At 62.6% G+C, this 21,794-nt stretch carries 24 protein-coding genes; 13 read left to right on the forward strand and 11 right to left on the reverse strand.

Annotated features, from left to right (window positions below; genetic code table 11):
* Positions 1 to 9: 9 nt before the first annotated feature.
* Positions 10 to 1,038: a succinylglutamate desuccinylase/aspartoacylase family protein gene (locus GJR98_RS13380; protein WP_151139146.1), complete on the forward strand. Its 1,029-nt coding sequence runs from the start codon at positions 10 to 12 to the stop codon at positions 1,036 to 1,038.
* Here GJR98_RS13380 and GJR98_RS13385 read toward each other — a convergent pair.
* The 3 genes from GJR98_RS13385 to GJR98_RS13395 are packed head-to-tail and all read right to left on the reverse strand — an operon-like array spanning position 1,016 to position 2,639.
* The gene (locus tag GJR98_RS13385) at positions 1,016 to 1,291 is read right to left on the reverse strand and encodes a hypothetical protein (protein ID WP_225316421.1); all 276 of its coding nucleotides are present in this window, start codon (positions 1,289 to 1,291) and stop codon (positions 1,016 to 1,018) included. The two genes, GJR98_RS13380 and GJR98_RS13385, sit on opposite strands and share 23 nt — an antisense overlap.
* Positions 1,288 to 1,791, reverse strand: a complete 504-nt coding sequence (locus tag GJR98_RS13390; RefSeq protein ID WP_151139148.1) for a macro domain-containing protein — start codon at positions 1,789 to 1,791, stop codon at positions 1,288 to 1,290. The genes GJR98_RS13385 and GJR98_RS13390 overlap by 4 nt, the downstream gene beginning before the upstream one ends.
* A 2-nt stretch (positions 1,792 to 1,793) precedes the next feature.
* Complete coding sequence (locus tag GJR98_RS13395; protein WP_151139149.1) at positions 1,794 to 2,639, reverse strand: aldo/keto reductase; 846 nt, start codon at positions 2,637 to 2,639, stop codon at positions 1,794 to 1,796.
* 103 nt (positions 2,640 to 2,742) lie between these two features.
* Between GJR98_RS13395 and GJR98_RS13400 the strand changes: the two genes are divergently transcribed.
* The 4 genes from GJR98_RS13400 (at position 2,743) to GJR98_RS13415 (ending at position 6,420) form a co-directional block, all read left to right on the forward strand.
* Positions 2,743 to 3,429: a YqjF family protein gene (locus tag GJR98_RS13400; RefSeq protein ID WP_151139150.1), complete on the forward strand. Its 687-nt coding sequence runs from the start codon at positions 2,743 to 2,745 to the stop codon at positions 3,427 to 3,429.
* 76 nt (positions 3,430 to 3,505) lie between these two features.
* Positions 3,506 to 3,952, forward strand: a complete 447-nt coding sequence (locus GJR98_RS13405; RefSeq protein ID WP_151139151.1) for a transporter — start codon at positions 3,506 to 3,508, stop codon at positions 3,950 to 3,952.
* Between the two features lie 129 nt (positions 3,953 to 4,081).
* Positions 4,082 to 4,546: a PH domain-containing protein gene (locus GJR98_RS13410; protein WP_151139152.1), complete on the forward strand. Its 465-nt coding sequence runs from the start codon at positions 4,082 to 4,084 to the stop codon at positions 4,544 to 4,546.
* Positions 4,543 to 6,420 (forward strand): PH domain-containing protein, encoded by a 1,878-nt coding sequence (locus tag GJR98_RS13415; RefSeq protein ID WP_151139153.1) that lies wholly within the window; start codon positions 4,543 to 4,545, stop codon positions 6,418 to 6,420. Before GJR98_RS13410 ends, GJR98_RS13415 begins: the two co-directional genes overlap by 4 nt.
* On the opposite strand, the gene GJR98_RS13420 is transcribed toward GJR98_RS13415, so the two are convergent.
* Positions 6,417 to 6,752, reverse strand: a complete 336-nt coding sequence (locus tag GJR98_RS13420) for a VOC family protein (RefSeq protein WP_151139154.1) — start codon at positions 6,750 to 6,752, stop codon at positions 6,417 to 6,419. The genes GJR98_RS13415 and GJR98_RS13420 overlap by 4 nt on opposite strands.
* Before the next feature lie 182 nt (positions 6,753 to 6,934).
* Here GJR98_RS13420 and GJR98_RS13425 point away from each other — a divergent pair, with 182 nt between their 5' ends.
* From GJR98_RS13425 to GJR98_RS13440, 4 genes are all read left to right on the forward strand, one after another.
* Positions 6,935 to 7,417 (forward strand): Lrp/AsnC family transcriptional regulator, encoded by a 483-nt coding sequence (locus GJR98_RS13425; RefSeq protein WP_151139155.1) that lies wholly within the window; start codon positions 6,935 to 6,937, stop codon positions 7,415 to 7,417.
* Positions 7,418 to 7,792: 375 nt separating this feature from the next.
* Entirely contained in the window at positions 7,793 to 9,280 is a 1,488-nt protein-coding gene (locus GJR98_RS13430; protein WP_151139156.1) for a proton-conducting transporter transmembrane domain-containing protein, read from the forward strand.
* On the forward strand, positions 9,270 to 11,756 hold the full coding sequence (locus tag GJR98_RS13435; protein ID WP_151139157.1) for a DUF2309 domain-containing protein: 2,487 nt from the start codon (positions 9,270 to 9,272) through the stop codon (positions 11,754 to 11,756). Before GJR98_RS13430 ends, GJR98_RS13435 begins: the two co-directional genes overlap by 11 nt.
* Positions 11,757 to 11,851: 95 nt before the next feature.
* The gene (locus tag GJR98_RS13440) at positions 11,852 to 12,547 is read left to right on the forward strand and encodes a carbonic anhydrase (RefSeq protein ID WP_151139158.1); all 696 of its coding nucleotides are present in this window, start codon (positions 11,852 to 11,854) and stop codon (positions 12,545 to 12,547) included.
* Between the two features lie 33 nt (positions 12,548 to 12,580).
* Here GJR98_RS13440 and GJR98_RS13445 read toward each other — a convergent pair whose 3' ends face one another.
* Positions 12,581 to 13,240 (reverse strand): bifunctional 4-hydroxy-2-oxoglutarate aldolase/2-dehydro-3-deoxy-phosphogluconate aldolase, encoded by a 660-nt coding sequence (locus tag GJR98_RS13445; protein ID WP_151139159.1) that lies wholly within the window; start codon positions 13,238 to 13,240, stop codon positions 12,581 to 12,583.
* Between the two features lie 168 nt (positions 13,241 to 13,408).
* Between GJR98_RS13445 and GJR98_RS13450 the strand changes: the two genes are divergently transcribed.
* The gene (locus GJR98_RS13450) at positions 13,409 to 14,434 is read left to right on the forward strand and encodes a S1C family serine protease (protein WP_151139456.1); all 1,026 of its coding nucleotides are present in this window, start codon (positions 13,409 to 13,411) and stop codon (positions 14,432 to 14,434) included.
* On the opposite strand, the gene GJR98_RS13455 is transcribed toward GJR98_RS13450, so the two are convergent.
* From GJR98_RS13455 to GJR98_RS13480, 6 genes are all read right to left on the reverse strand, one after another.
* On the reverse strand, positions 14,435 to 14,866 hold the full coding sequence (locus GJR98_RS13455; RefSeq protein ID WP_151139160.1) for a universal stress protein: 432 nt from the start codon (positions 14,864 to 14,866) through the stop codon (positions 14,435 to 14,437).
* 119 nt (positions 14,867 to 14,985) lie between these two features.
* On the reverse strand, positions 14,986 to 15,207 hold the full coding sequence (locus GJR98_RS13460; protein ID WP_151139161.1) for a hypothetical protein: 222 nt from the start codon (positions 15,205 to 15,207) through the stop codon (positions 14,986 to 14,988).
* A gap of 194 nt (positions 15,208 to 15,401) precedes the next feature.
* Positions 15,402 to 15,596: a CbaC protein gene (locus GJR98_RS13465; protein WP_151139162.1), complete on the reverse strand. Its 195-nt coding sequence runs from the start codon at positions 15,594 to 15,596 to the stop codon at positions 15,402 to 15,404.
* 55 nt (positions 15,597 to 15,651) lie between these two features.
* Positions 15,652 to 17,424, reverse strand: a complete 1,773-nt coding sequence (locus GJR98_RS13470; protein ID WP_151139163.1) for a b(o/a)3-type cytochrome-c oxidase subunit 1 — start codon at positions 17,422 to 17,424, stop codon at positions 15,652 to 15,654.
* Positions 17,424 to 17,957 carry a cytochrome c oxidase subunit II gene (locus GJR98_RS13475; protein WP_151139164.1) on the reverse strand — a complete coding sequence of 178 codons (534 nt, stop codon included), beginning with the start codon at positions 17,955 to 17,957 and terminating at the stop codon, positions 17,424 to 17,426. The genes GJR98_RS13470 and GJR98_RS13475 overlap by 1 nt, the downstream gene beginning before the upstream one ends.
* 1 nt (position 17,958) lies before the next feature.
* The gene (locus tag GJR98_RS13480) at positions 17,959 to 18,180 is read right to left on the reverse strand and encodes a hypothetical protein (RefSeq protein WP_151139457.1); all 222 of its coding nucleotides are present in this window, start codon (positions 18,178 to 18,180) and stop codon (positions 17,959 to 17,961) included.
* Positions 18,181 to 18,348: 168 nt separating this feature from the next.
* Between GJR98_RS13480 and GJR98_RS13485 the strand changes: the two genes are divergently transcribed.
* Genes GJR98_RS13485 through GJR98_RS13495 form a run of 3 tightly spaced genes read left to right on the forward strand, consistent with a single transcriptional unit; the run spans position 18,349 to position 21,750 of the window.
* Positions 18,349 to 18,561 carry a hypothetical protein gene (locus tag GJR98_RS13485; RefSeq protein WP_151139165.1) on the forward strand — a complete coding sequence of 71 codons (213 nt, stop codon included), beginning with the start codon at positions 18,349 to 18,351 and terminating at the stop codon, positions 18,559 to 18,561.
* Position 18,562: 1 nt separating this feature from the next.
* On the forward strand, positions 18,563 to 19,357 hold the full coding sequence (locus GJR98_RS13490) for a sulfite exporter TauE/SafE family protein (protein ID WP_151139166.1): 795 nt from the start codon (positions 18,563 to 18,565) through the stop codon (positions 19,355 to 19,357).
* 2 nt (positions 19,358 to 19,359) lie between these two features.
* Positions 19,360 to 21,750: a heavy metal translocating P-type ATPase gene (locus GJR98_RS13495; protein WP_151139167.1), complete on the forward strand. Its 2,391-nt coding sequence runs from the start codon at positions 19,360 to 19,362 to the stop codon at positions 21,748 to 21,750.
* Positions 21,751 to 21,794: the final 44 nt, after the last annotated feature.

Here is a 21,794-nt window from a genome sequence, read left to right on the forward strand (position 1 = left end):
AGCCCGTCCATGGAGCCCAAACCGTTTCGCTACGATTCGGAGGTCCCGCCGGGCGAAGTTCGGCACCTCCGATACGAGATTAGCGAGACCTATCTCGGCGACCCAGTCGAAATTCCCGTCACGATTATCAACGGGGAACACGCCGGCCCGTCGGTGTTCATGAACGCGGCACTCCACGGTGACGAACTCAACGGCGTGAAAGTGATGCAAGAGGTCGCAGGTCGGTACGACCCCTCAGAGATTCACGGCACGCTCGTCTGTGTCCACGTAGCGAACGTCCCCGGCTATCTCGCCCAACAACGCTACATTCCCATCTACGACCTCGACCTCAATCGGTCGTTCCCGGGGCGCGACGGCGCCAACACCGCAGAGCGCATGGCGAACCAGATATACCGGCGGTTCGTCGAACCGTGCGACATCGGCATCGACTTCCACACGTCGACGCGCAACCGAACGACGATGTATCACGTCCGCGCGGACATGTCCCGACCCGAAGTCGCGCGCCTCGCTCGTGCGTTCGGTGCCAATCTCATCCTCTCGGGAGAGGCCGAATCCAGTTCGCTCCGGACCGTCGCCACGAACGACGGCATTCCGACGATTACCGTCGAGATGGGTCGCGCGCACCGATTCCAACCAGCACTGGTCGACCGTGCCCTCGACGGCGTCGAGAGCGTACTCGCAGAGTACGGCGTTCTGCCAGACGTGCCAGTGAGTTGGCCGGGATGGACCCGCATCATCGACTCGGCAACGGACAAGACGTGGCTTCGGGCAGACGTCGGTGGCCTCGTCGAGATGCAGTACGGTGAGGTCCCACTCGTCCACGAAGGCGACACCATCTGCACTATCTCTGACCACTTCAAGACGCGCGAGAAACGTGTCGCGGCACCCTTCACGGGCCTCGTCGTCGGCGTCCTCCAGAATCCGGTCGCGGCACCGGGACACCCACTGTGTCATCTAGTGAGTGTCGACGACGCGACGCTCCGCGAAATCGAACGTGAAATCGAGGCCGGGGAGTTCACCGAGCGTCCGTGGAGTTAGGAGGAGAGACAGGCCGCGTTGACTCGTCAGCACCGACCTGCTCGTGCGTGTGGTGGAAGAACCGAACGTGTGGCCGACCGTCACGTTCGACCGGTTCGAAGCAGACGCGTCGGTAGCGGGCGTTGTCGAGCAAGTTGACGAGGAGGCCCCGGTCGTGAACCGACACGGAATCGTACGGGGTCGAACAGACGGGGCACCTCGCGGGTGTCTCTGAGTCGGTGTCGAACTGTCTCACAGCGACCCGTCCGTCTATTCGTCCTCGCTCGCGACACGAGAGAGGACGGCGAACTCGTCGTCGCTGTAGGCGATGAACCGAACGTCGTGGAGTGCGACAGGGTCGAACTCGCGAATCTCCTCGGCGATGAGTCGAGCGCCGTCTTCGAGGGCGAAGCCAGCGACACCACACCCCAGTGCAGGAAGGACAAGCGACTCGCAACCGAGGTCGTCAGCAGCCTGAAGTGCATTTTGCGTCGCGTCACGGATGCTCGCGTCGGTCGCTCTGCCATCGCCGTAGTGTGGCATCGCGGCGGCGTGAATCACGTAGTCGGCGTCGAGGGCGAACGCGTCGGTGACGGCGACGTCACCGAGGTCGATTGGACCCTTCGCTATCGCGGCCTCGTTCAACTCGGGCCCACCGCGGCGACGAAGTGCGCCAGCGACGCCGGACCCCATGCGGAGACTCGTTCCTGCGGCGTTCACCAGTGCGTCTGCCGATTGGGTGGCGATGTCACCCTGTACGACGGTGAACTCCATGGTCACTCGTCGAGGCGGGTCATGTCTTCGTCGTCGAGGCCGATGTGCGATGCGGCGATGTTGTCCCGAAGGTGCGTCACGCTCGACGTTCCGGGGATGGGCAACATCACGTCAGACCGGTGGAGCAACCACGCGAGAGCGATTTGCTGGGGCGTACTGTCGTGTTTCGCCGCCACCGCAGAGACGGCGTCCGCCTTGTCGCCGAGGTCACCAGCACCGAGTGGGAACCACGGGATGTAGCCGATTCCGTAGCCTTCGCAGGCGGCGAGCACGCCCTCGTCCTCGCGGTGTGCGATGTTGTATCGATTCTGCACCGTGGCGATGTCGACGATATCGCGCGCCTCGTCGAGTTTCTCGACCGAGACGTTCGACAGACCCACCTGTCGAATCAGCCCTTCGTCTTTCATCTCTGCGAGTGCGTGAACGGAGTCCTCGAAGGGAACGTGGGGGTCCGGTCGGTGGAGTTGGTAGAGGTCGATGCTGTCGACGCGGAGACGGTCGAGACTCCCGAGAACTGCGTTCCGGAGATAATCTGGGTCGCCGTTCGGTTTCCAGTCGCCGTCGGTGTTTCGAAGGAGGCCACCTTTCGTCGCGACGACGAGATTGTCTGGGTACGGCGCGAGCGCCTCACCGATGAGGCGCTCAGAGACCGCCGGGCCGTACGAGTCTGCCGTGTCGATGAAGTCGACACCGTGTGCGATGGACTCGTGGAGGACCTTCTTCGCGTTGTCGACGTCGTCGGGTTCTCCGATGATGTTCTCGCCGGTGAGACGCATCGCTCCGAATCCGAGTCGGTGGACAGTCACCTCGCCGCCGATGTCGAATGTACCGCTGGCATTTTCGACCATGTGTACCTGATAGACGGCCAACAAAGTGGTCGTTTCGGCGGGTACGGTCGAAACTCGGCACGACCGCCGAAATCGACTCACGTCGCCAGTTCCTACCTGTACTATGGACCTCCTGTCGATGCGGTGGCGAGAGACGGTGTTCGCCCACTGGCCGGTGGACCCTGCTGTCGTCCGCCCCCACCTTCCAGACCGACTCTCCGTAGCCACTTACGACGGAACGGCGTGGCTCGGTGTCGTCGCGTTCGACATGGTGGACATCCGTCCACGAGGGGCACCGCTCGGTCTGTCGTTTCCCGAAGTGAACCTCCGAACCTACGTGGAACCTTCTGACGGCGGCGAGAGAGGTGTCTACTTCTTCACCCTCGAAGCGGCCGATACACTCGGCGTGTTGGCCGCCCGCATGGGCTATCGACTGCCCTACCATCACGCGACGATGGCCGTTCACTCCCGAGACGATGCGATCGAGTTCCAGAGTTACCGTCCAGCGTCCAGAGACGCACCTGCGGCGCACTTCGATGCGACCTATCGCCCCCTCGGAGAACCCAGCTCGCCCGAGTCGGGGTCACTCACCGAGTTCCTCGTCGAGAACTACCGCTTCTACACCGACGAGTGGCCAATCGTCGTCGGTGTCATCGACCACGACCCGTGGCCGATTCAGGACGTCGACGTGGAGATTCGGGCCAACACACTGTTCGACGCGTGTGGGTTCGACCACCCCGACGGCGAACCACTCGTCCACTACGCGAAGGAGATAGACGTGACTGCGGAACCGCCGACGATACTTCGGTGAGGGTCGTCGATGCGTCGAGGACTGTTTCTCGGCCGAAGGTGAAACCTTCAAGCATCGATGAACGAACGCCACTGACATGGCACTCATCGACACTGTGATGGCAACGGTCCACCTGGTCGTCGGCGGACTCTGGACGGGGAGCGTCCTATTCTTCGGACTCGCCGTCCTGCCGACCGCTCGCGCAGGAAACATCCGCGCCACCGCGTTCGAATCTATCATCTCCCGCCTCACGATGGGGTCGCGCATCGCTGCGCTCCTCATGTTCGTCACCGGTGGTCACCTCGCTGGCACGCGCTACACGGTCGGGAGCCTCTTCGGGTCGGGTCGTGGCCACCTCGTGCTCGCGATGCTCGTACTCTGGTTGGTCCTGACGGCGCTCGTCGAAATCGGACGGAGCAGGGCGAAGGACGGACTCGTCGAAAAGAAGGTCCGGACGCCAGCAGAGAACGCCGCGCCGTTCTACCTCGGCGCCGCGCTCGTCGCCGTCTTGCTGCTCCTCGACGCCGGTCTCCTCCTCAACTGAGAAAGAGCGGGCGACCCGAGCGTAATCGACGCCTCACTTCGACACGGGAGGCTGTTTCTGGCCACAGATATTTATCTCCTCACGGCCACCCCTGAACTATAGAATGCTTACGCCCGCGGAGGGGTTCCCATGAATCGCCTCCACCCTCGTATTCGTCTTCTCTGGGTCGCTCGAGCAGTCATCTTCGCACTCGTCGCCGGGGGTGTGGCAGCCGCGGCGATGTTGTACACCTCACTCCCGATTCCGGTGTACCTCCCGGTGGCGATTAGCTTCGTGTTACTCGTCGTCGGCGTCGGCTACGCACTACTCCGCTACCAAGCGTGGGGATACGAGATTCGTGACGACTCGTTGTACCTCCAGCGCGGCGTCCTCACCAAAGTGTACACCGTCGTCCCGTACGTTCGCGTTCAACACGTCGACTCGGCGCGTGGCCCGCTCGAACGACTCATTGGACTGGCGTCCACCATCGTGTACACTGCTGGCTCGCGCGGTGCCGACGTGTCGATACCCGGGCTGACCCCCGACGGCGCAGAAGACCTCCAAGACCGGTTGAAACGACTCGCAATCCGCGCCGAAGGCGACGACGCGGTATGACACATCTCTCGCCCCTCTCGGTCCCGTACCGGGCGGCCCAGCGAAGCGTCAGCATCGTCTTCGCGCTCGTGTTCATCGCGTTCACGGGTGGCACCGCGTTCGGTGGATTCCTCGGTGGCCTCGGGGCAGTTGCACTCGTCGGATTCGCGGTGCTCGCCATCGCAGGATACGAATTCGCCTACTTCCAGCGGTTCGAGTACGAACTCACCACGGATACCCTCGACATTCGGTCGGGCGTCTTCTCGCGTCGCAACCGCGAGATTCCGTACCGACGCATCCAGAACGTCGATATCTCCCGAAACGTCGCCCAGCGACTCGTCGGGCTCGCGGCCGTCGACCTCGAAACCGCCGGTGGCGGTGGAACCGAAGGGAGTCTCCGTTTCGTCACCTACGAAGAGGCACTCCGCATCCAGAAGGAAGTCGCTCGACTGAAGCGCGGCGACACGGCACCGGACGCCCCCGAGCCGGACCGCGAAGTCCTGTTCGAGTTGACTCCTCGCGAACTCAGTATCGTCGGTGTACTCTCGTTCGACCTCCGCTTGCCCGGCATCATCTTCCTGTTCGGAACGAGTATCTTCCCTGTCGTCGCCTCCTTCGTCGACGTTCCCGTCCCCACACGGGGAATCGCTGCAGGCGTCGTCGGTCTCGTGATGCTCGCCCTCCTCGTCGCCGTCATCTCGTGGGTCGCTGGCTTCGCCTCGGCGGTGGTGAACTACTACGGCTTCCGGTTGACTCGCGTCGGCGACGAGCTCCAGTACGAGCGTGGTCTCATCCAGCACTACACCGGGTCGATACCGATCGACAAACTCCAGACGCTCACCATCGAGGACAATCCTCTGAAGCGCCGATTCGGCTACGCGACGCTCCTCGTCGAGACGGCGGGCTACACACCCGGTGCAGAGAATGGGGGCGGAGGGAACCGAGCACGTCGCGGGTCGGAGGCCGCGATTCCACTCGCGAAGCGTGACCGCGTTCGCGCCCTCGTCGAAGAGATAGAAGGCGTCGCCGAACCGGCGTTCGAACGCCCGCCGCGACGGATTCGTCGACGGTACGTCATCCGATATCTGCTGGCAACCGGTGCGCTCGTCGGTGCGCTGTACGGTGTGAACGTCGTCTTCGGTGGAATTCCGTGGTACAGCCCGCTGGTGCTCGTCCCCGTCGCCGCCGTGGCTGGCGTCTACCAGTGGCGTCATCGCGGGTACGCGCTCACGGAGAACCACTTCGTGACGCGAAACGGCTTCTGGAAGCGTGAGATGCGATTCGTCCCGTATTACCGCATCCAGACGGCTATCGAGACGCGGACCATCTTCCAGCGTCGCTGGCGGGTCTCGACCGTCACGGCTGACACCGCTGGAAGTCTCTCCATCGTCGGCGGCGACGCAGCAGCAGTCGACATCGAAGATGGCGACGCCGCGACCCTCCGGACCGAACTCAGTGACCGCCTCCGGGATGCGCTCGCCGACCGGCGCGAAGAGCGACGACGTGCCCGGCAAGCGGCACTCGGCATCGATGTCGCAGAACCGGATGCCGAGAGAGGAGTCGCAGACGCCGTCGTAACTGCGGAAGACGGTCACAGCGCATCTGAATCGCTCGAGGAAGTAGGACCCAGAGCGGAGGCTCCATCGGGTCGGGAAGCCGAAACAGCGCCTGACGAGGCCGAGACCAGTAGTGAATCGTCATCCAACGACGTGCCCGACGAACCAACCGCTGAGGAGGAAGAGTCCTCCTGGGACGACACGTCTCCCGGCGGCGACGAGTCTGACGAGGAGCAGGACGACGAACGTAACGGCTTCATTTGGGGTGACCCAACCTCGACAGCAGCCGACGAGGATGATGCCGATACTGACGAGGGCGAATCTGCGGACGAGCGTTAGTCGAGGAACATCTGAAACTCGGCGGCGCGGCCGTCGGGGTCGTCGGCGAAGAACTGGTAGATGTGGTAGGTGTCGTTCTCGTGCGGTTCGTCGCGTGCGACATCGTTCAGTGCATCGTGCATCTCGTCGACGGCCGTTCGCGACTCGTAGACGAACGTGAGGATGCCGCAGTCGTCCGTGTAGTCTCTGTCACAGAAGCCGAACCGAAAGCCGTCGAAGTCGAGGATGGTACACCCGGGTTGTTCGAGCCACACGTCCGCGCCGACACGGTTCGTGTAGAACTCGACGACAGCGTCGTGCTGTTGGGTGGCGAAGAAGACGATTCCAGACATACGGTTGCTGCGACGCTCGCGGCCAAAGTCGTTCTGGGCGCAGAGTGTCCAACGACCACTTCGAAGGTGTCCGCGAGTCGCAGTCACCCTCGCGGTCTCGGTCAGTTGCTCCGATGCTCGGACCCCCGTTGAGTAACTCAGAGGAACACAATATCTTTCTCACATCCTCGAGACGTACAAACATGGCTGACCACGGCATCGACGACGTGGACCGCGCGATTCTCCACGCCCTGCAGGAAGACGCGCGAAATCTGTCGTCGAGTGACATCGCAGAACGGTCTGGAACGTCCGACAGCACCGTTCGAAAGCGCATCAAGCGCCTCGAAGAGAAGGAAGTTATCAAAGGCTACCACGCCGCGATCGACTACCAGAACTCGGGGTTTCCGTTCAAGATGCTCCTGTTTTGCACCGCACCGATTCCCAAGCGCGGGAAGATGATACAGGACATCTTGTCTATCAACGGTGTCGTCTCCGTCCAGGAACTGGTCACCGGCGAGAAGAACCTCCTCGTCACAGTCGTCGGAAAAAACGACGACGACGTCACGCCGGTCGCACAGGAACTACTCGACCTCGGACTGACCGTCGCCGACGAGGTGCTCGTTCGAACCCACAAGACGACGCCGTTCGGTGGATTCACGAGCGGCCAGTCCGAAGAACCCGAGTAACTGGCCTCTCGACACCGTAGCGAACACCGGTGTCTTTTCTCACGCACCTGTGTCCGAAACAGAACGGTTCGTTCGGAAATACCCGCTACTCGAACAGAGCGTGCGACGAGACAGGGAGATAGCTCTCGGAGACGAACTGCGGTGGAAACGGCGCTTACCCGGTTCAGAAGGGTGTTTTGTACGGGAGCGCCAGATAGTCTGCCATTCGGTAACATATACTATAATGTTCTTTCATGCCCTTCTTTGAGAACAGTTTGTTCGAATAGGAGATTTTAATAATGAATACGTTCGTACTATGGTCGTGAAGAGGACAGTCCGTGGGTGAGCCGCTCACGTCGAGCGGTGGACTGACGGACTGCCAATCGCTCACAAACGATGACAGACGAGACGAGATTACCCCGGGTCGGACCGCTTCCGAAGACGGCAACAGCGTCGCCATGGCTCCCGCTCGCCCTCACGCGAGTCGTGTGGTCCCTCTGGGTCGTGAGTCTCGTCGTGGCCATGCTCCGGCTCTCGAGTTCCGAGAGCTGGTCGCTGCTCGGACTGTTCTCAGTCGACGGTCTGACTGTCGTGATGTGGGTCGTCGTGACGTTCTTCAGCGGAATCGTCCACAGTTTTTCGCGGCGCTACATGGCCGGAGATAGCGGGCTCACCAGATTCTTCGGCAACGTGTTCACGTTCACGCTCGCCGTGATGACGCTCGTCGCGGCAGATTCACTCGTCGTGTTCGTGGCACTATGGCTGACGATGGGTCTGGTGATGGCCAACCTCATCGGTCACGTCGACTCGTGGCAACACGCGCGCACGGCTGCCACACACGCTCGTCGCTCCTTCGCGGCAAGCAGTGCCTTGCTGGCTGTCTCCTTCGCGGTGTTGTGGTGGCAGACCGGCGCGACGACGGTTTCTGGTGTCGCCTCAGCGAATATCACACCCACTGGGACCATTCTGTTCGCGGCCGCGATGCTCCTGCTGGCGGCGATGATTCAGTCCGCACTGCTCCCGTTCCACACGTGGTTACTCTCGTCGATGACCGCGCCGACGCCCGCGTCGGCACTGATGCACGCCGGGTTCGTCAACGCAGGCGGAATTCTGTTACTCCGGTTCGCACCGGTCGTCACCGTCGACGGTGGCTTCATGCTGGCAATCGTGGTCGTGGGCGCGACGAGTGCCCTCCTCGGGAAGTTGCTGAAGACCGTCCAGACAGACGTCAAGAGTCAACTCGGCTGTTCGACCGTCGGACAGATGGGGTTCATGTTCATGCAAGCTGGACTCGGGTTCTTCGGTGCCGCGATTACACACCTCATCTTGCACGGATTCTACAAAGCGTACCAGTTCCTCTCCTCGGGGAGCAGTGTCGAACAGACGGCACCCGGGAAAAAGCGTGACCTGACTCGGTCCTCGGGGCTTGCTGGTGTCGCCGTGACCGTGGCGACAGCACTCGCAGGTGGCGTCGTGTTCGCCGTCATCACCGGGAAGGGACTGGCGTTCGACACCGGACTGCTACTCGCAGGACTCGTCGTGCTGACCACGATGCACGCCGCCCGTGAGACAGTTCGGCACACAGAACTGCCATCGTTCCTTCGGTACGGTGCGGTTCCGCTGGTGTTCTTGCCAGCAATTGCCGTGTACGCGTCGGTGTACACGTTCATCGAGCACGCGTTGGTCGGGGTTCCGCTCGTCACGGTCCCCACCGAACTGACACCCGTTCACCTCGCCGTCGCCGCGGCGTTCCTCCTCGCGTACGTCGTCATCGAGAGTGGAGTCTACCTCCGCAGCACTCACCTGTACGTGACACTCGTGAACGCGACGCGCCCTGCGTCCGGAACCATCGTGACAACCAGAGAGGAGTACAATGAGCACTAACGAAACCATTCGCAACACCATCGAACAGGCTGCAACGAGCGTCGGGTCGGTCTGGCCGCTTCACTCCTTCGTGACGGCGAATCCACTCAGTGGCTTCGAAGACCGCCCGTTCAACGAGGCCGTCCAACAGGCCGAACGACTGTTCGGTGGTCGCGGCTACCCGAGCGCGGACGTGTTCCGCGCAGCGCTCGACACGGGCCAAATCGACCCGGAGACGCTTCGGACCGAACTGCGTGCACACGGATACGAGGCAGAGCCATCGGCCCTCTTGGAACACATGGAAGCCGAGGAGGTACAGGCCCCCGAGGACGACGAATCGAGTCCATACGACGCCGTCGACGCGGTTCTGACGAAGTGGCTCGCTGCCTTCCTCGACGAAGGCCACGCGACGTGGTCGATGCCGAACCGTGAACGTGGGTTCTACGCCGCGTTTCGTTCTGTGGCGCGCCACGACCAGTCGCTCCCGGACCGGAACGCAGTTGCGGACCTTCCAGACGACCCGACCGAGGCTATCGAACAGGTCGTGTCGACGTATCCACAGGAGCAGTTGACCGACCTCTTCGAGTTCCACCTCAGCAGACTTCCGGGGTGGACCGGGTTCATCAAACAGCGGGCCGCCAGCGGTGGAGACTGGCAGACGACGTACCCCATCACGCTCACGGAGTATCTGGCCGTTCGGTTGGTTCTCACCGACCTCTTCGATGCACCACTCGGTCCGTCCACGTCCGAAGCGGAACCGACACGTCCCGAAGAGAGTCCACAGTCCGACGACGACGTTCCGCTTCCGGAACTCTGGTTGAACGCGTGGGAAGCTACGTATCGCTCCCAACTCGTCGACGCGATTACCGAACAGCGCCAGTCGACGGCCGCGACCGGAGGTAAGAGAGCAATCGCTCTCGAAGACGGTGGTCGCCCGGACGCACAACTCGTCTTCTGTATCGACACGCGCTCGGAGGTCATCCGCCGGCACATCGAGAAGACAGGTGCGTACGAGACCTTCGGTTACGCGGGCTTCTTCGGCATTCCGATGCGCTACGAGGGGTACGACTCCGGGGTCACAATCGACGCCTGCCCGCCGATTCTCGATGCCCAACACTACGTCGCCGACACCCCGGCCGAAGGATGTGACCACGAACACGAGCGCTACGACACGTGGGCGAACAGCACGAGTGCTGCCACGAACGTCCTCAAATCGCTCAAATCGAACGCTTCGACCGTGTTTAGCTTCGTCGAGAGCGCTGGGAGTGGCTACGGTGTTGCACTCACCGCACGGACCCTCTTCCCGGCACGTGTGAACGACTTCCTGAGCGCCGTTTCCGAGCGGGTTCCATCCCACGCAGAGTTCTGTGACCCAGCGCTCGACTACGACCCGAACGCCGACGGAGACCTGCCACACGGACTGTCCACCGAGGAGAAAGTCGAGTACGCCGCCACCGCGTTCGAACTGATGGGATGGGACGAGTTCGCGCGCGTCGTCGCGTTCGTCGGCCACGCCAGTCAGACCGCGAACAACCCGTTCGAGTCGAGTCTCGACTGTGGTGCCTGTGCCGGCAACGCCGGTGGCCCGAGTGCTCGTGTCCTCGCGGCCATCTGCAACGACGACGAGGTCAGGTCCGCACTCCACGACCGTGGATTCGACATCCCGTCGGACACCGTCTTCGTCGCTGGCGAACACAACACCACGACTGACGAAGTGACGCTCTTCACCGCGCCCGTCCCGGAGAGCCACGAGGACGACATCGAACAGCTTCGTTCGGACCTCGAAACTGCCCGCGCCGGTGCGGCCGCAGAACGGACCGAGTCGATGGACGTCACCGAACCGGGAATTCGTGAGACCGAACGCCGCGCCACAGACTGGGCCGAGACGCGGCCCGAGTGGGGTCTCGCAGGCAACGCAGGCTTCGTCGTCGGCCCCCGTTCGCTCACCGAGGGGCTCGACCTCGACGGCCGCTCGTTCCTCCACTCGTACGATTGGCAGGCCGACGAATCGGGCGAGGCGCTGGCAGCCATCGTGGGCGGACCGATGGTCGTCACCCAGTGGATAAACATGCAGTACTACTTCTCGACCGTGGACAACGCGGTCTTCGGCAGCGGGTCGAAAATCACGCACAACCCGGTCGGAAACGTCGGCGTCTACCAGGGGAACGGCGGCGACCTGATGACAGGACTGCCGCTCCAGTCGGTCATGGTGGCCGACGACGACCCACAACACCAACCACTGCGCCTCTCGGTCGTGATTCACGCACCGGTCGAACGGATGACCACTGTCCTCGCCGAGAACCCTGCGGTCACGGAACTGCTGGACAACGGCTGGCTCTCGCTGACCGTCGTCGACCCGACACAGAACGACACGTCGTTCGAGTACGACGGGAACCTCACGTGGGAGGCCGACGAGACGTATGACCGCCTCGACACGACCGATGAACCGGAACAGACGGAGAAGCCGACGGCGCCACCGATGGCGGCCGACGACTGAGTCGACGGACCGCTTTTCTCGTCGGCAGTCCGTTCCAGTGGTGATTCTTCGTTCCGACCCCGGTATTTACCACTGATGAGCGATAGTTCAGCGCAATGTCGAACTCGGTACTGGAGTCGCTCCTGACTGGAAACGAATACTACGTCGAACACCTCGACGCAGACCACTTCGAGGGGGTTCGAGACGTGCAAAAACCACCGGCCGTCTCCGTCGGGTGCTCGGACTCTCGCGTGCCAGTCGAAGCGCTCTGGAACACCGACGAAGCGGGAAAACTCTTCAAATCGGTCAACATCGCGAATCAGGCGTGGACCGAAATCGACGGCGAACTCGTCGTCAACGACGTCGTCGGCTACGCTGTCACCGAACTCGGCGTCTCGGATGTCATCATCCTCGGACACACGGGGTGCGGCGGAGTCACGTCGGCCTACGAAGCCGTCGTCGGTGACGGAATGAAAGACCTCCCAGTGGCCGTCGAAGCGGCCATCTCACGACTCGTTCCGTTAGTCGAAGAAGCGCGGGAGTTGGGCATCTTCAGCGAGGAGACGCCAGCAGGCGAGGCCGTCAACCGACTGGTCGAGTATGCAGTCGTCCGACAAGTCGAATTCCTCGTCGAGAGCGACGAAGTGCCCGAGACCACCGACTGTTGGGGCTTCGTCTACGACTTCCAGCACACGTATGGAGTCGAAGACGGTGCGGCGTATCTCGTCTCAGCAAACGGCGAATCGAACCCAGACAAGCTCGAAGAGATGGTTCCCGCGCAGTTCCGAGAACGTGTCCGGTCGATTCGGTGAGCGGTCGATTCGGAGGCCGTCTGTTCGTGAGCGTCAGTCCTGTCGTGCGTCGTCGATAATCTGCGAGAACTCGCGGGCCGTCTCGGTGATGACGTCGAAGTCGCCGTTGGCGATTGCTTCGTCGTCCATGAGCGCACCACCAGCGCCGACGACGACAGCGCCTGCTTCGATGTAGTCCGCGGCGTTGTCGAGGCCGACGCCGCCGGTCGGCATCATCGGAATCTGCGGGAGCGGACCCTTCATACTCTTGAGGTGGCCCGGTCCGAGCGACGACGCCGGGAAGACCTTCACGAGGTCGGCACCTGTTTCGAAGGCGTTCACGGCCTCCGTCGGCGTCATGATGCCCGGTGCGACGAGCGTGCCGTAGCGGTTGCACGTCTCAACGACGCCTTCGTCGAAGTTCGGACCGACGACGAACTCTGCACCGGACTGGATGGCCGCGTTGGCAGTCGGTGCGTCGAGAACCGTTCCCGCACCGACGATTGCTTCGCGGTCCGAGAACGATGCCGACACTTCGCTGATGAGGTCCATCGCGTCGGGGTTGTCGGCCGTAATCTCGTAGGCGGTGACGCCCCCCTCGTTCAGCGCGTCGGCGACGTCGATGATGGTGTCGGCGTCCGCCCCACGCATCACCGCGACGACGCCGCTGTCGGCCAGTCGTTGCATGTTCTCGTGTACGTCGAGTGTGACCATTGCTGTCTCGATATTTACTACAGAAGTTATTAAATTGAGGGTCCGATGCCGACCTGTCTACGGGATATCCTCGCGAAGTGTCATCACACGACATGCTCAAATCTGCTGGGCACTAACCCGAGGTAAGCGACGGTGGAGTGGCGTGTGCTGCCCCGCTGGCGCACCATCATGTCCACCCACCTCGATTTCGAAGGACTGTACCGCGATGTCATCCCGTCGGTCGTCTCTGTCTACGTCGGCGGGCAACGTCGACCCGGCGGTGCCGGGAGTGCGTTCGTATACGACGACCAGCATCTCGTGACGAACGAACACGTCTCCAGACTCGCAGACAGCAACGACTCCAGCCGCGTCGAACTCCGTTTCGCAGACGGGTCGTGGCGCGTCGGCAACGTCGTCGGGTCAGACGCGTACACGGACCTCGCTGTCGTCGCCGTCGACGACTTGCCTGCCGACGCCGCGGCACTTCGACTCGCGACGCAAAACCCATCACCGGGCCGTCCAGTCGCTGCACTCGGCAATCCACTCGGTCTCGATGGCTCGATATCCGCAGGTATCGTCTCCGGTGCGAATCGCTCGCTCCCCACCTCGAACGGGTTCGCAATCCCGGACGTCGTCCAGACGGACGCTCCCATCAACCCCGGGAACTCTGGCGGGCCACTCGTCGGACTCACTGCCGACAGCGACGACCCGGCCTACGAAGTCGTCGGCGTCAACCGTGCGAAACAGGGCGACAACATCGGCTTCGCCGTCTCTCCGGTCATCGCGAGTCGCATCCTCCCAGACCTCGTCACCGATGGGCACTACCGGCACTCGTACCTCCGGGCACGCACCCTCGACGTGACGCCATCTATCGCCGAGGCGAACGGCCTCGACGCCCCTCGCGGCGTCCTCATCGTCGGTTCGTCGGCCGGAGACACTGGCGACGAAGTGCTTCGCGGATGCACCGAGAAGACGCAGTTCCGTGGCTGGGAGATTCCAGTCGGTGGCGACGTCATCGTCGCAATCGAAGGCAACCCGGTGCGCACCCACGAGGAGTTGATGCGCTATCTCATCACCGAGACTCGCCCCGGTGAACCAGTCGCAGTCGACGTCCTCCGCGACGGTGGTCCGATGACGCTCGTCGTCGAACTCGACGAGCGACCATCTGCGACCCGTGACAGCCGCGGCGGCGGGAGCCAGATCCCCATCGAATAATCACTCGTGGACAGTCAGTACTGGAACCTCTGAGAGGCGGACGATGCGCTCGGTTGTACTCCCCAAAATCGCGTGTTCGAGGCCAGTTCGGCCGTGTGTCGCCATCACGACGATATCAGCACCGACTTCGTCGGTGTAGTCGAGAATCTCTCGATGCGGGACACCGATTCGAATGGCAGTCTCACAGCGAACATCTGCCGCCGCTGCGAGTGATGTGACTTCGTCGATGGCCGCCTCGGCAGCGTCTCGGAGACTTGCTTCTACCCGCTCGACTGGGATGTCGGCGGCCGTCCACAACCCGAGGTCACTGGCGTCGATGACAGACAGGACGTAAAGCGTCGCGTCGTAGGTGGCGGCGAGGTCGATTGCACGGCGGGCAGCAGCGACGGAGCGGGCACTCCCATCAGTGGGGACGAGGACGGCGTTGTACATGTCACACTATTGGCGTGCTGTCGCTATGGCTCTTCTCGTCGGGTCGTCTGTTAGTACGTCCGCACGGCTACAGCACGTGTGCTATCTGCCAGAGAATGGAGGCAACGGAGGTCGTCGCTTCAGACGCGAGTACGTGGCTTCGGAACGGCCTTGCGGACTGCCGCGGCGGATACGACGAGGAGTCCACCGAACAGGATGGAGACGAACAGTTCGGGCGCAACAGTCAGTCCAGACACCCCACCGACGGTCGCGAAGAGTGCGTACCCAGCGACTACCGTGAGGGTGATGCCGATGACGACTGCGAGGCCGATGCCGGCCTTCATCAGGTCAATCTTGCTCATGGTCAACCACATCTACGCCACAGAATCGCATATAAAGGCAGACTGGTTCCCAATCGCCGGGAACGTTTCGAGGTTCTGCCCCCAATTCTGGGGCGTTCGTTATGGGGTGAATCGGCGATTCAGGGACGTGACGGGTGTCGAAAAATGGTGTCCGCGAGCGATTCGAGACGGGTGTCGAAGCGTCGAGGTCGGACCTACGACGCCGTCTCGGACCCTTCGCCGTACAGCCCGTAGAGGACGAACATCAGACCGAGGAACAGGAACTCGATGACTGCCACTGCGAGCAGCGGGAGTTCGATGTTGAAGAACCCTGCCACGGTCCGGAGTTCGATGGCGACTGGGATACTGAACGCGATGATGACCAGTGCTCGGGCCTTAGTTAGTTTCATGCGACCACCTCCAGAACGCAGTTCTGGCATATTCGCATTCGCCGACGCTGCTGGCTCATGCGACCACCTCCAGCAGAGAGCTAACCGTCCCAGTGACCATCGTCGTCACGAAGTCGAGCCCTGCCGAGATAGTGACCGGAACGGGAAGGCCGCCGCCGAACAGGCCACCACCGTTCTGGATGATGCTCGCCACCGGGAGCGTGTAGGCGAGGATGACGAGGACGACGGCGATACCGGTCCACAGACCGAGGTTGTCGAGGACGCGCGGACTACCCTCGGGGCCCGAGAGCGGTTCGGGAAGGTACTCGTCGACCGGGCGGTCGGACTCCTCTCCAAGCGACGTCAGGAGCATGTTGAACAGGAACAGCACCACCGACAGGAACAGGAGCGTCCCACCGAGGGCAATCTGCACGCGAAGTTCGAAGATACTCCCGATTGGCGTCACGAAGTCGAAGTTCTGGTACTGTGGCTCTGCGGTGCGGCGCGGAATGCCGGCGAGGCCAGCACGGTGCATCGCGTTCGACATGAACACCATGCCGATGAACCACATGATGACCTGCAGGAGGCCAATCGGTCGGCTGTAGAGTTTCGTCCCGGTGAGTTGCGGGACCAACCAGTACGACCCGGCCATCATCGTCAACGCGACGGCAGTCCCGACGGTGAGGTGGAAGTGACCGGGAACCCACAGCGTGTTGTGGATGAGGTAGTTGATGTTCATCCCGGCGTTGATCATGCCGGAGAAGCCACCAGCGGCGAACAGAATCCCAGCGAGCGCCATGCCGGTGAAGGCAGGGTCACGCCACGGGAGTGCGCCGAGCCAGCGGAGATAGCCTTCTCCACCGCGCTGTCGTGCGCCGTGTTCCATACTGGCGACGGCGGTGAACGCCGTGAGCAGCGACGGGAGTAGCAGGAACATCGTGTTCGTCATCGCGATGAACTTGAAGCCCTCTGCGATACCCGGGTCGAGGTACTGGTGGTGAATCCCGACTGGGGTCGAAAGCAGGAGGAACAACAGGAATACGACGCGTGCGAGTGGGTCGCTGAACAGTCGTCCACCCGAGAGTTTCGGGAGGATGGTGTACCACATCATGTACGCCGGCATGAGCCAGAAGTACACGATCGGGTGTCCGAAGTACCAGAACAGCGTCCGCGTGAGAAGCGGGTTGACGCTCGGGATGAGGCCGAGCGACCACGGGATGAGGAAGAACACCACCGAGACGGCGATGCCGATGGTGGAGACGTACCACATAATCATGGTGGTCAGCACCATGAACGTCTGCAGCGGGATGCGCTCGCCCTTGTTGTCTCGCCGCCACTCACGGTACGAGAGGAACCAGTCGGCGCCTGCGAGCCACGTTCCAACGATGAACATCGCCAGACCGATGTAGAATATCGGGTGCGCTTGCAGGGGCGCGTAGAACGTGAACAGGACGTCTGCGCTGATGCCGAGGTTGGGAACGAAGCCACCGAGAATCGCGATGGTGGCGAGAACCGTCCCGGTCGTCATCAGACCGAACCACGCCCACGAGTACAGCGTACTCACGGCTGGTTGCTTCAAACTCCTCGCGGTGGCCCAATGGAAGAAGCCACAGAGGAAGAAGATGGTGAACACGATGGCCAGAAGGACACCGTGTCCCGTCAGCATCGTGTAGTAGTCTGCAGAGTCGATGATGCGCAGGATGTCGGTCCGGTGGAGCGCCTGGACGAGTCCGAAGAACGCCCCGATTCCGAGTGCGACGAACGCGACGAGGAAGTTCGCTTTGACGATGCCCGCCTCGTCGGGATATCTATCGACGAACGTTCGTTTCTGTCCAGAAGCGGTCGCCATCAGTTCTCCCCCTCCTGTTGTTGCTGTTCGTACCAACTGTCGAATTCACTCTGTTCCATGACGACGAGTTTTCCTTCCATCACGTGGTGGCCGGAGCCACAGTATTCGTTACAAAGCAGACCGTACTCACCGGGCTCGTCGAACTCGACGGTGAACTCGGCCACTTGCCCGGGAATCGCCATCGTGTTCGCGTTCGTGCCCACGACCTCGAAGCCGTGAATGACGTCCGATGCAGTCACGTGGAACGTGACAGTACTCCCTTCGGGGACGCGGATGGGTTCGGTCGTCCCGGGTTCGAAGACGAACTGTCGGGCGACGACGTACACGTCGTACTGATTTTCGCCCGTCTTTTCGACGCCGGGGTCACCGAACTTCGGATGTTCGTCGAGCGTTGCCGGGTCGACGGTGCCACCTTTGTCGTCGATCATCTCGATACCCACGCCGGCAGCGCCGTAGGTAATCGTGCCAATGAAGCCGACGATGAGTACGAGTGCGAGTGCGAGCCAGAGTTTTTCGTAGGCGTGTATCTCCATGTTAGCCCACCACCGTCAGTCCCCGCCCGAGGTACTCGATGAAGTACATGAACACCCACATCGAGAGAAGGATGACCATGTAGATGAGAACGAGTATGAGCGTTCCAACTGGGTCGAAATCGTCGTGCCCAATCTGCCGGACGATACCGTCGTCGGCCGTCCCGACGATAGAATCTACAGGTGGGTCCGAAGACCCACCTTGAGTCGCCGCATCTGCTGGCACGTCCGCAGACTCTGCGGTCTGCGAGACAGGGGTCGCGGCGCTCCCCTCTGCTGTCGAATCAACGGCCATACCCGGTCATGAGCAAGAACGTACCTTCAAAACCGAAGGCGATTCTCATCACGTTGGAATAAGCGAAATCCGAAACAATACGACCGCGTATCAACCGATATGGAACTCACTCCGCGTCGTGCCGGAACGGTCGCACTACTGGCACTCCTGCCGGCAATCGTCTTTGGACTGACGAAGAACCCGCTCGCGGGCGTCGTAACGGCGATTAACGTGCTTCTCATCTCCACCATCATCTACCTCCTGATGAGTCCGACCGAAGGTGGACACGATCACGAGTCCGACCACGAAGTAGAGCAAGAACAGGCCGTCTAAGATGGACGGTGGGATGACACCACCCGCCCTTCCCGCAAACTCACCCGAGGCCGCAGCCTTTCTCCTCGTCGGGCTCCTCGGTGGTGCACACTGTCTCGGAATGTGCGGACCGCTCGTGAGCGTCTACGCAGACCGACTGAGCGACCGCGCTGGGACCGAGTCGCTCACGCTGCTTCACGTGCGCCAGCACGCGCTGTTCAACGTCGGGCGGGCGCTGAGTTACGCCGTCATCGGCGCGCTCTTCGCCCTCGTCGGTGGCGTGTTCTTCGGCGCGTTCGACTCACTCGCGACCATCGGAAGTGGTGTCCGCGCGACGACTGGTCTTCTCGTCGGAACCGCAATCATCCTCACCGGCGTCGGCTACCTCGTCGGCCGGTCGGCAGCACTCGACCGACTCACACCTGCACCCGTCACGCGCCTGTTCGGGCGCGTCAGTGGATGGGCGACGGCACGGGTCGACAGACTCGTCGGAGGCCCTCGAATCCTCGGCCTTGGCGCAGTACACGGCCTCCTCCCGTGTCCCATCATCTATCCCGCGTACCTATACGCGTTCGCCACCGGTGACCCGATTCGAGCGGCCGCGTTGCTCGGTTTACTCGGACTCGGGACGATTCCGACGCTCTTCCTCTACGGAACGCTCCTCGGACAGGTGTCTGTGCGTCGGCGTGCAGTCCTTCACCGGGCGCTCGGTGCTGCATTCCTCGTCCTCGGATACATCCCGCTGTCACATGGCTTGATGCTACTCGGTGTCTCTGTCCCACACCTTCACGTCCCCTTCTACCAACCTTTGGGGTGAGCATGGCGACGAAGACGCAGTCCCGCGGCGAGGCTGACGGCGACACCAGTGGGTGTGACCTCTGTGGGTTGCCGACACCGACACCGCCCGTGACGGCCGACGACCCCGTCGGCGAGTTCTGCTGTCGTGGCTGCCTCGAAATCACTCGTACGCTCGGGGACGCGGCCACCGCCGACCCCGAGACAGTCGAGCAGGAACTCGCAGGCGAGGCAGAAGCCGTCCCCGATGGTGCCGAGCGAACCTACATGTCGGTCGAAGGGATGCACTGTGCCACCTGTGAGGCGTTCGTCTCCGGAACGGCGCGGTCCTGTGACGGCGTCTACGCCGCGGATGCGAGTTACGCCAACGATATGGTTCGCGTCACCTACGACCCGGAGACCGCAGACCTCGACGGCCTCTCGGGGACACTCTCGCGGTACGGGTACGGAACTCGTGACCCACACGAACGTGAGGCCGCAGAACGGACGGACAATCAGGTCGCACGGTTCGTCATCGGCGGCGGCGTCTTCGGAATGATGGTGATGCTGTGGTACATTCTGTTTCTGTACCCAACCTACGTCGGGTTCTCGCCAGTGGTCGAACTCGGCGTCTTCGACGGAATCTATATCCTCGGCAACATCTGGCTGATGACCTCCATCGTCCTGTTCTACACCGGATTCCCCATCCTTCGAGGGGCGGTCGTCAGCCTCCGTGCCGGCCAACCGAACATGGACCTTCTCGTCTCGCTCGCGGCGACGAGCGCGTACGTATACTCGACGGCTGCCGTCGTCGTTGGCGAGACACACGTCTACTTCGACGTGACCGTCGCCATCATCCTCGTCGTGACGCTCGGCAACTACTACGAAGACCGAATCAAGCGGAAAGCGGCCGGGATGCTCTCGGACCTCGCCGCCTCGCGCGTCTCGGAGGCCCGCCGCAGGACCGCCGACGGCGTCGAGACTGTCAGTGTCGAGGCCCTCGAAGCCGGCGACATCGTCGAAATCCGGCCGGGAGAACGGGTTCCCGTCGATGGACGAGTCCACGAAGGGACTGCAGCAGTCGACGAAGCACTCGTCACGGGAGAGTCGATGCCGCGGACGAAGCGCCCCGGCGACGACGTCCTCGGCGGCACCGTCGTCACAGACCGCCCCCTCGCCGTGGAAGTCGGTGAGGACGCGACGAGTACGCTCGACCGACTCGTCGAACTCCTGTGGGACATCCAGAGCGCTCGCTCGGGTGTCCAGCGCCTCGCGGACAAACTCGCGACCATCTTCGTCCCCACCGTCCTCGTCCTCGCTGGAATCGCGTTTGGATGGACGCTCCTCCGTGGTGAGTCGGCGACGACGGCGCTCCTCGTCGGCCTCACGGTGCTCATCGTCTCGTGTCCGTGCGCACTCGGTCTCGCCACGCCACTGGCCGTCGCGTCGGGTATCAAAGAGGCAGCGAGTCGCGGCATCGTCGTCGCCTCGGAAGCAGTCTTCGAAGCGGTCCCCGACGTGGACGTGGTCGTCTTCGACAAAACAGGGACACTCACCGACGGCGACATGGCCGTCCTCCGAATCGACGGTGACGAATCCACGCTTCGGTCGGCCGCAGCGCTCGAACGGTTCTCTGCACATCCGCTCGCGTCGGCAACCGTCGCGGCCGCCGAAGACACCGGTGTCGAGATTCCGGAACTCTCGGCAGACGACGCCCTCGTTCACGACCGAGGTGTCTCTGGCACCGTCGACGGCGAACGTGTCGTCGTCGGGCATCCGGCGCTCGTGCGCGACGAGGGGATGGTCGTCGGTGAAGACCTCGAAAACGCCATCGAGAACGCCCGTGACGAGGGTGCAGTCCCAGTTGTCGTTGGGCAGGGCGACCGCGCCCGAGCGGTACTCGTGGTCGGTGACGAACCCCGCGAGGCGTGGGACGACGTTGTCGCCGCAGTCGCCGACGACGGCAGACGAGACGTGGTCGTCCTCACTGGCGACTCGGAACGAGCAGCACGGCGTTTCCGCGACCACCCGGACGTGACGGACGTGTTCGCGGGCGTCCCCCCAGAGGCGAAAGCCGAGACAGTAGAACGCCTGCGGAGTCGTGGGACTGTCGCGATGGTCGGCGACGGGAGCAACGACGCGCCCGCGCTCGCGGCCGCAGACATCGGTATCGCACTCGGTACTGGAACCGACATCGCTGGCGACGCCGCAGACGCAGTTCTGGTCGGCCGCGACATCGACGCGATTCCGGAGGTGTTCTCGCTTTCGGCGGGTGTGAACCGACGCATCCGCGGCAATCTGACGTGGGCGTTCGGCTACAACGCTGTCGCCATCCCACTGGCCGCACTGGGCGTCCTCAACCCCCTCTTCGCCGCGATTGCGATGGGAACGTCGAGCCTCCTCGTGGTCGCCAACTCGGCGCGGTCGGTGGAGTGACCGCCGTGGTTCGACGGCAGCGCGTCCCGGGCTGGTGTGTCGTC

The sequence above is a fragment of the Haloferax marinisediminis genome, assembly GCF_009674585.1.
In the GTDB taxonomy this organism is placed as follows: Archaea; Halobacteriota; Halobacteria; order Halobacteriales; family Haloferacaceae; genus Haloferax; species Haloferax marinisediminis.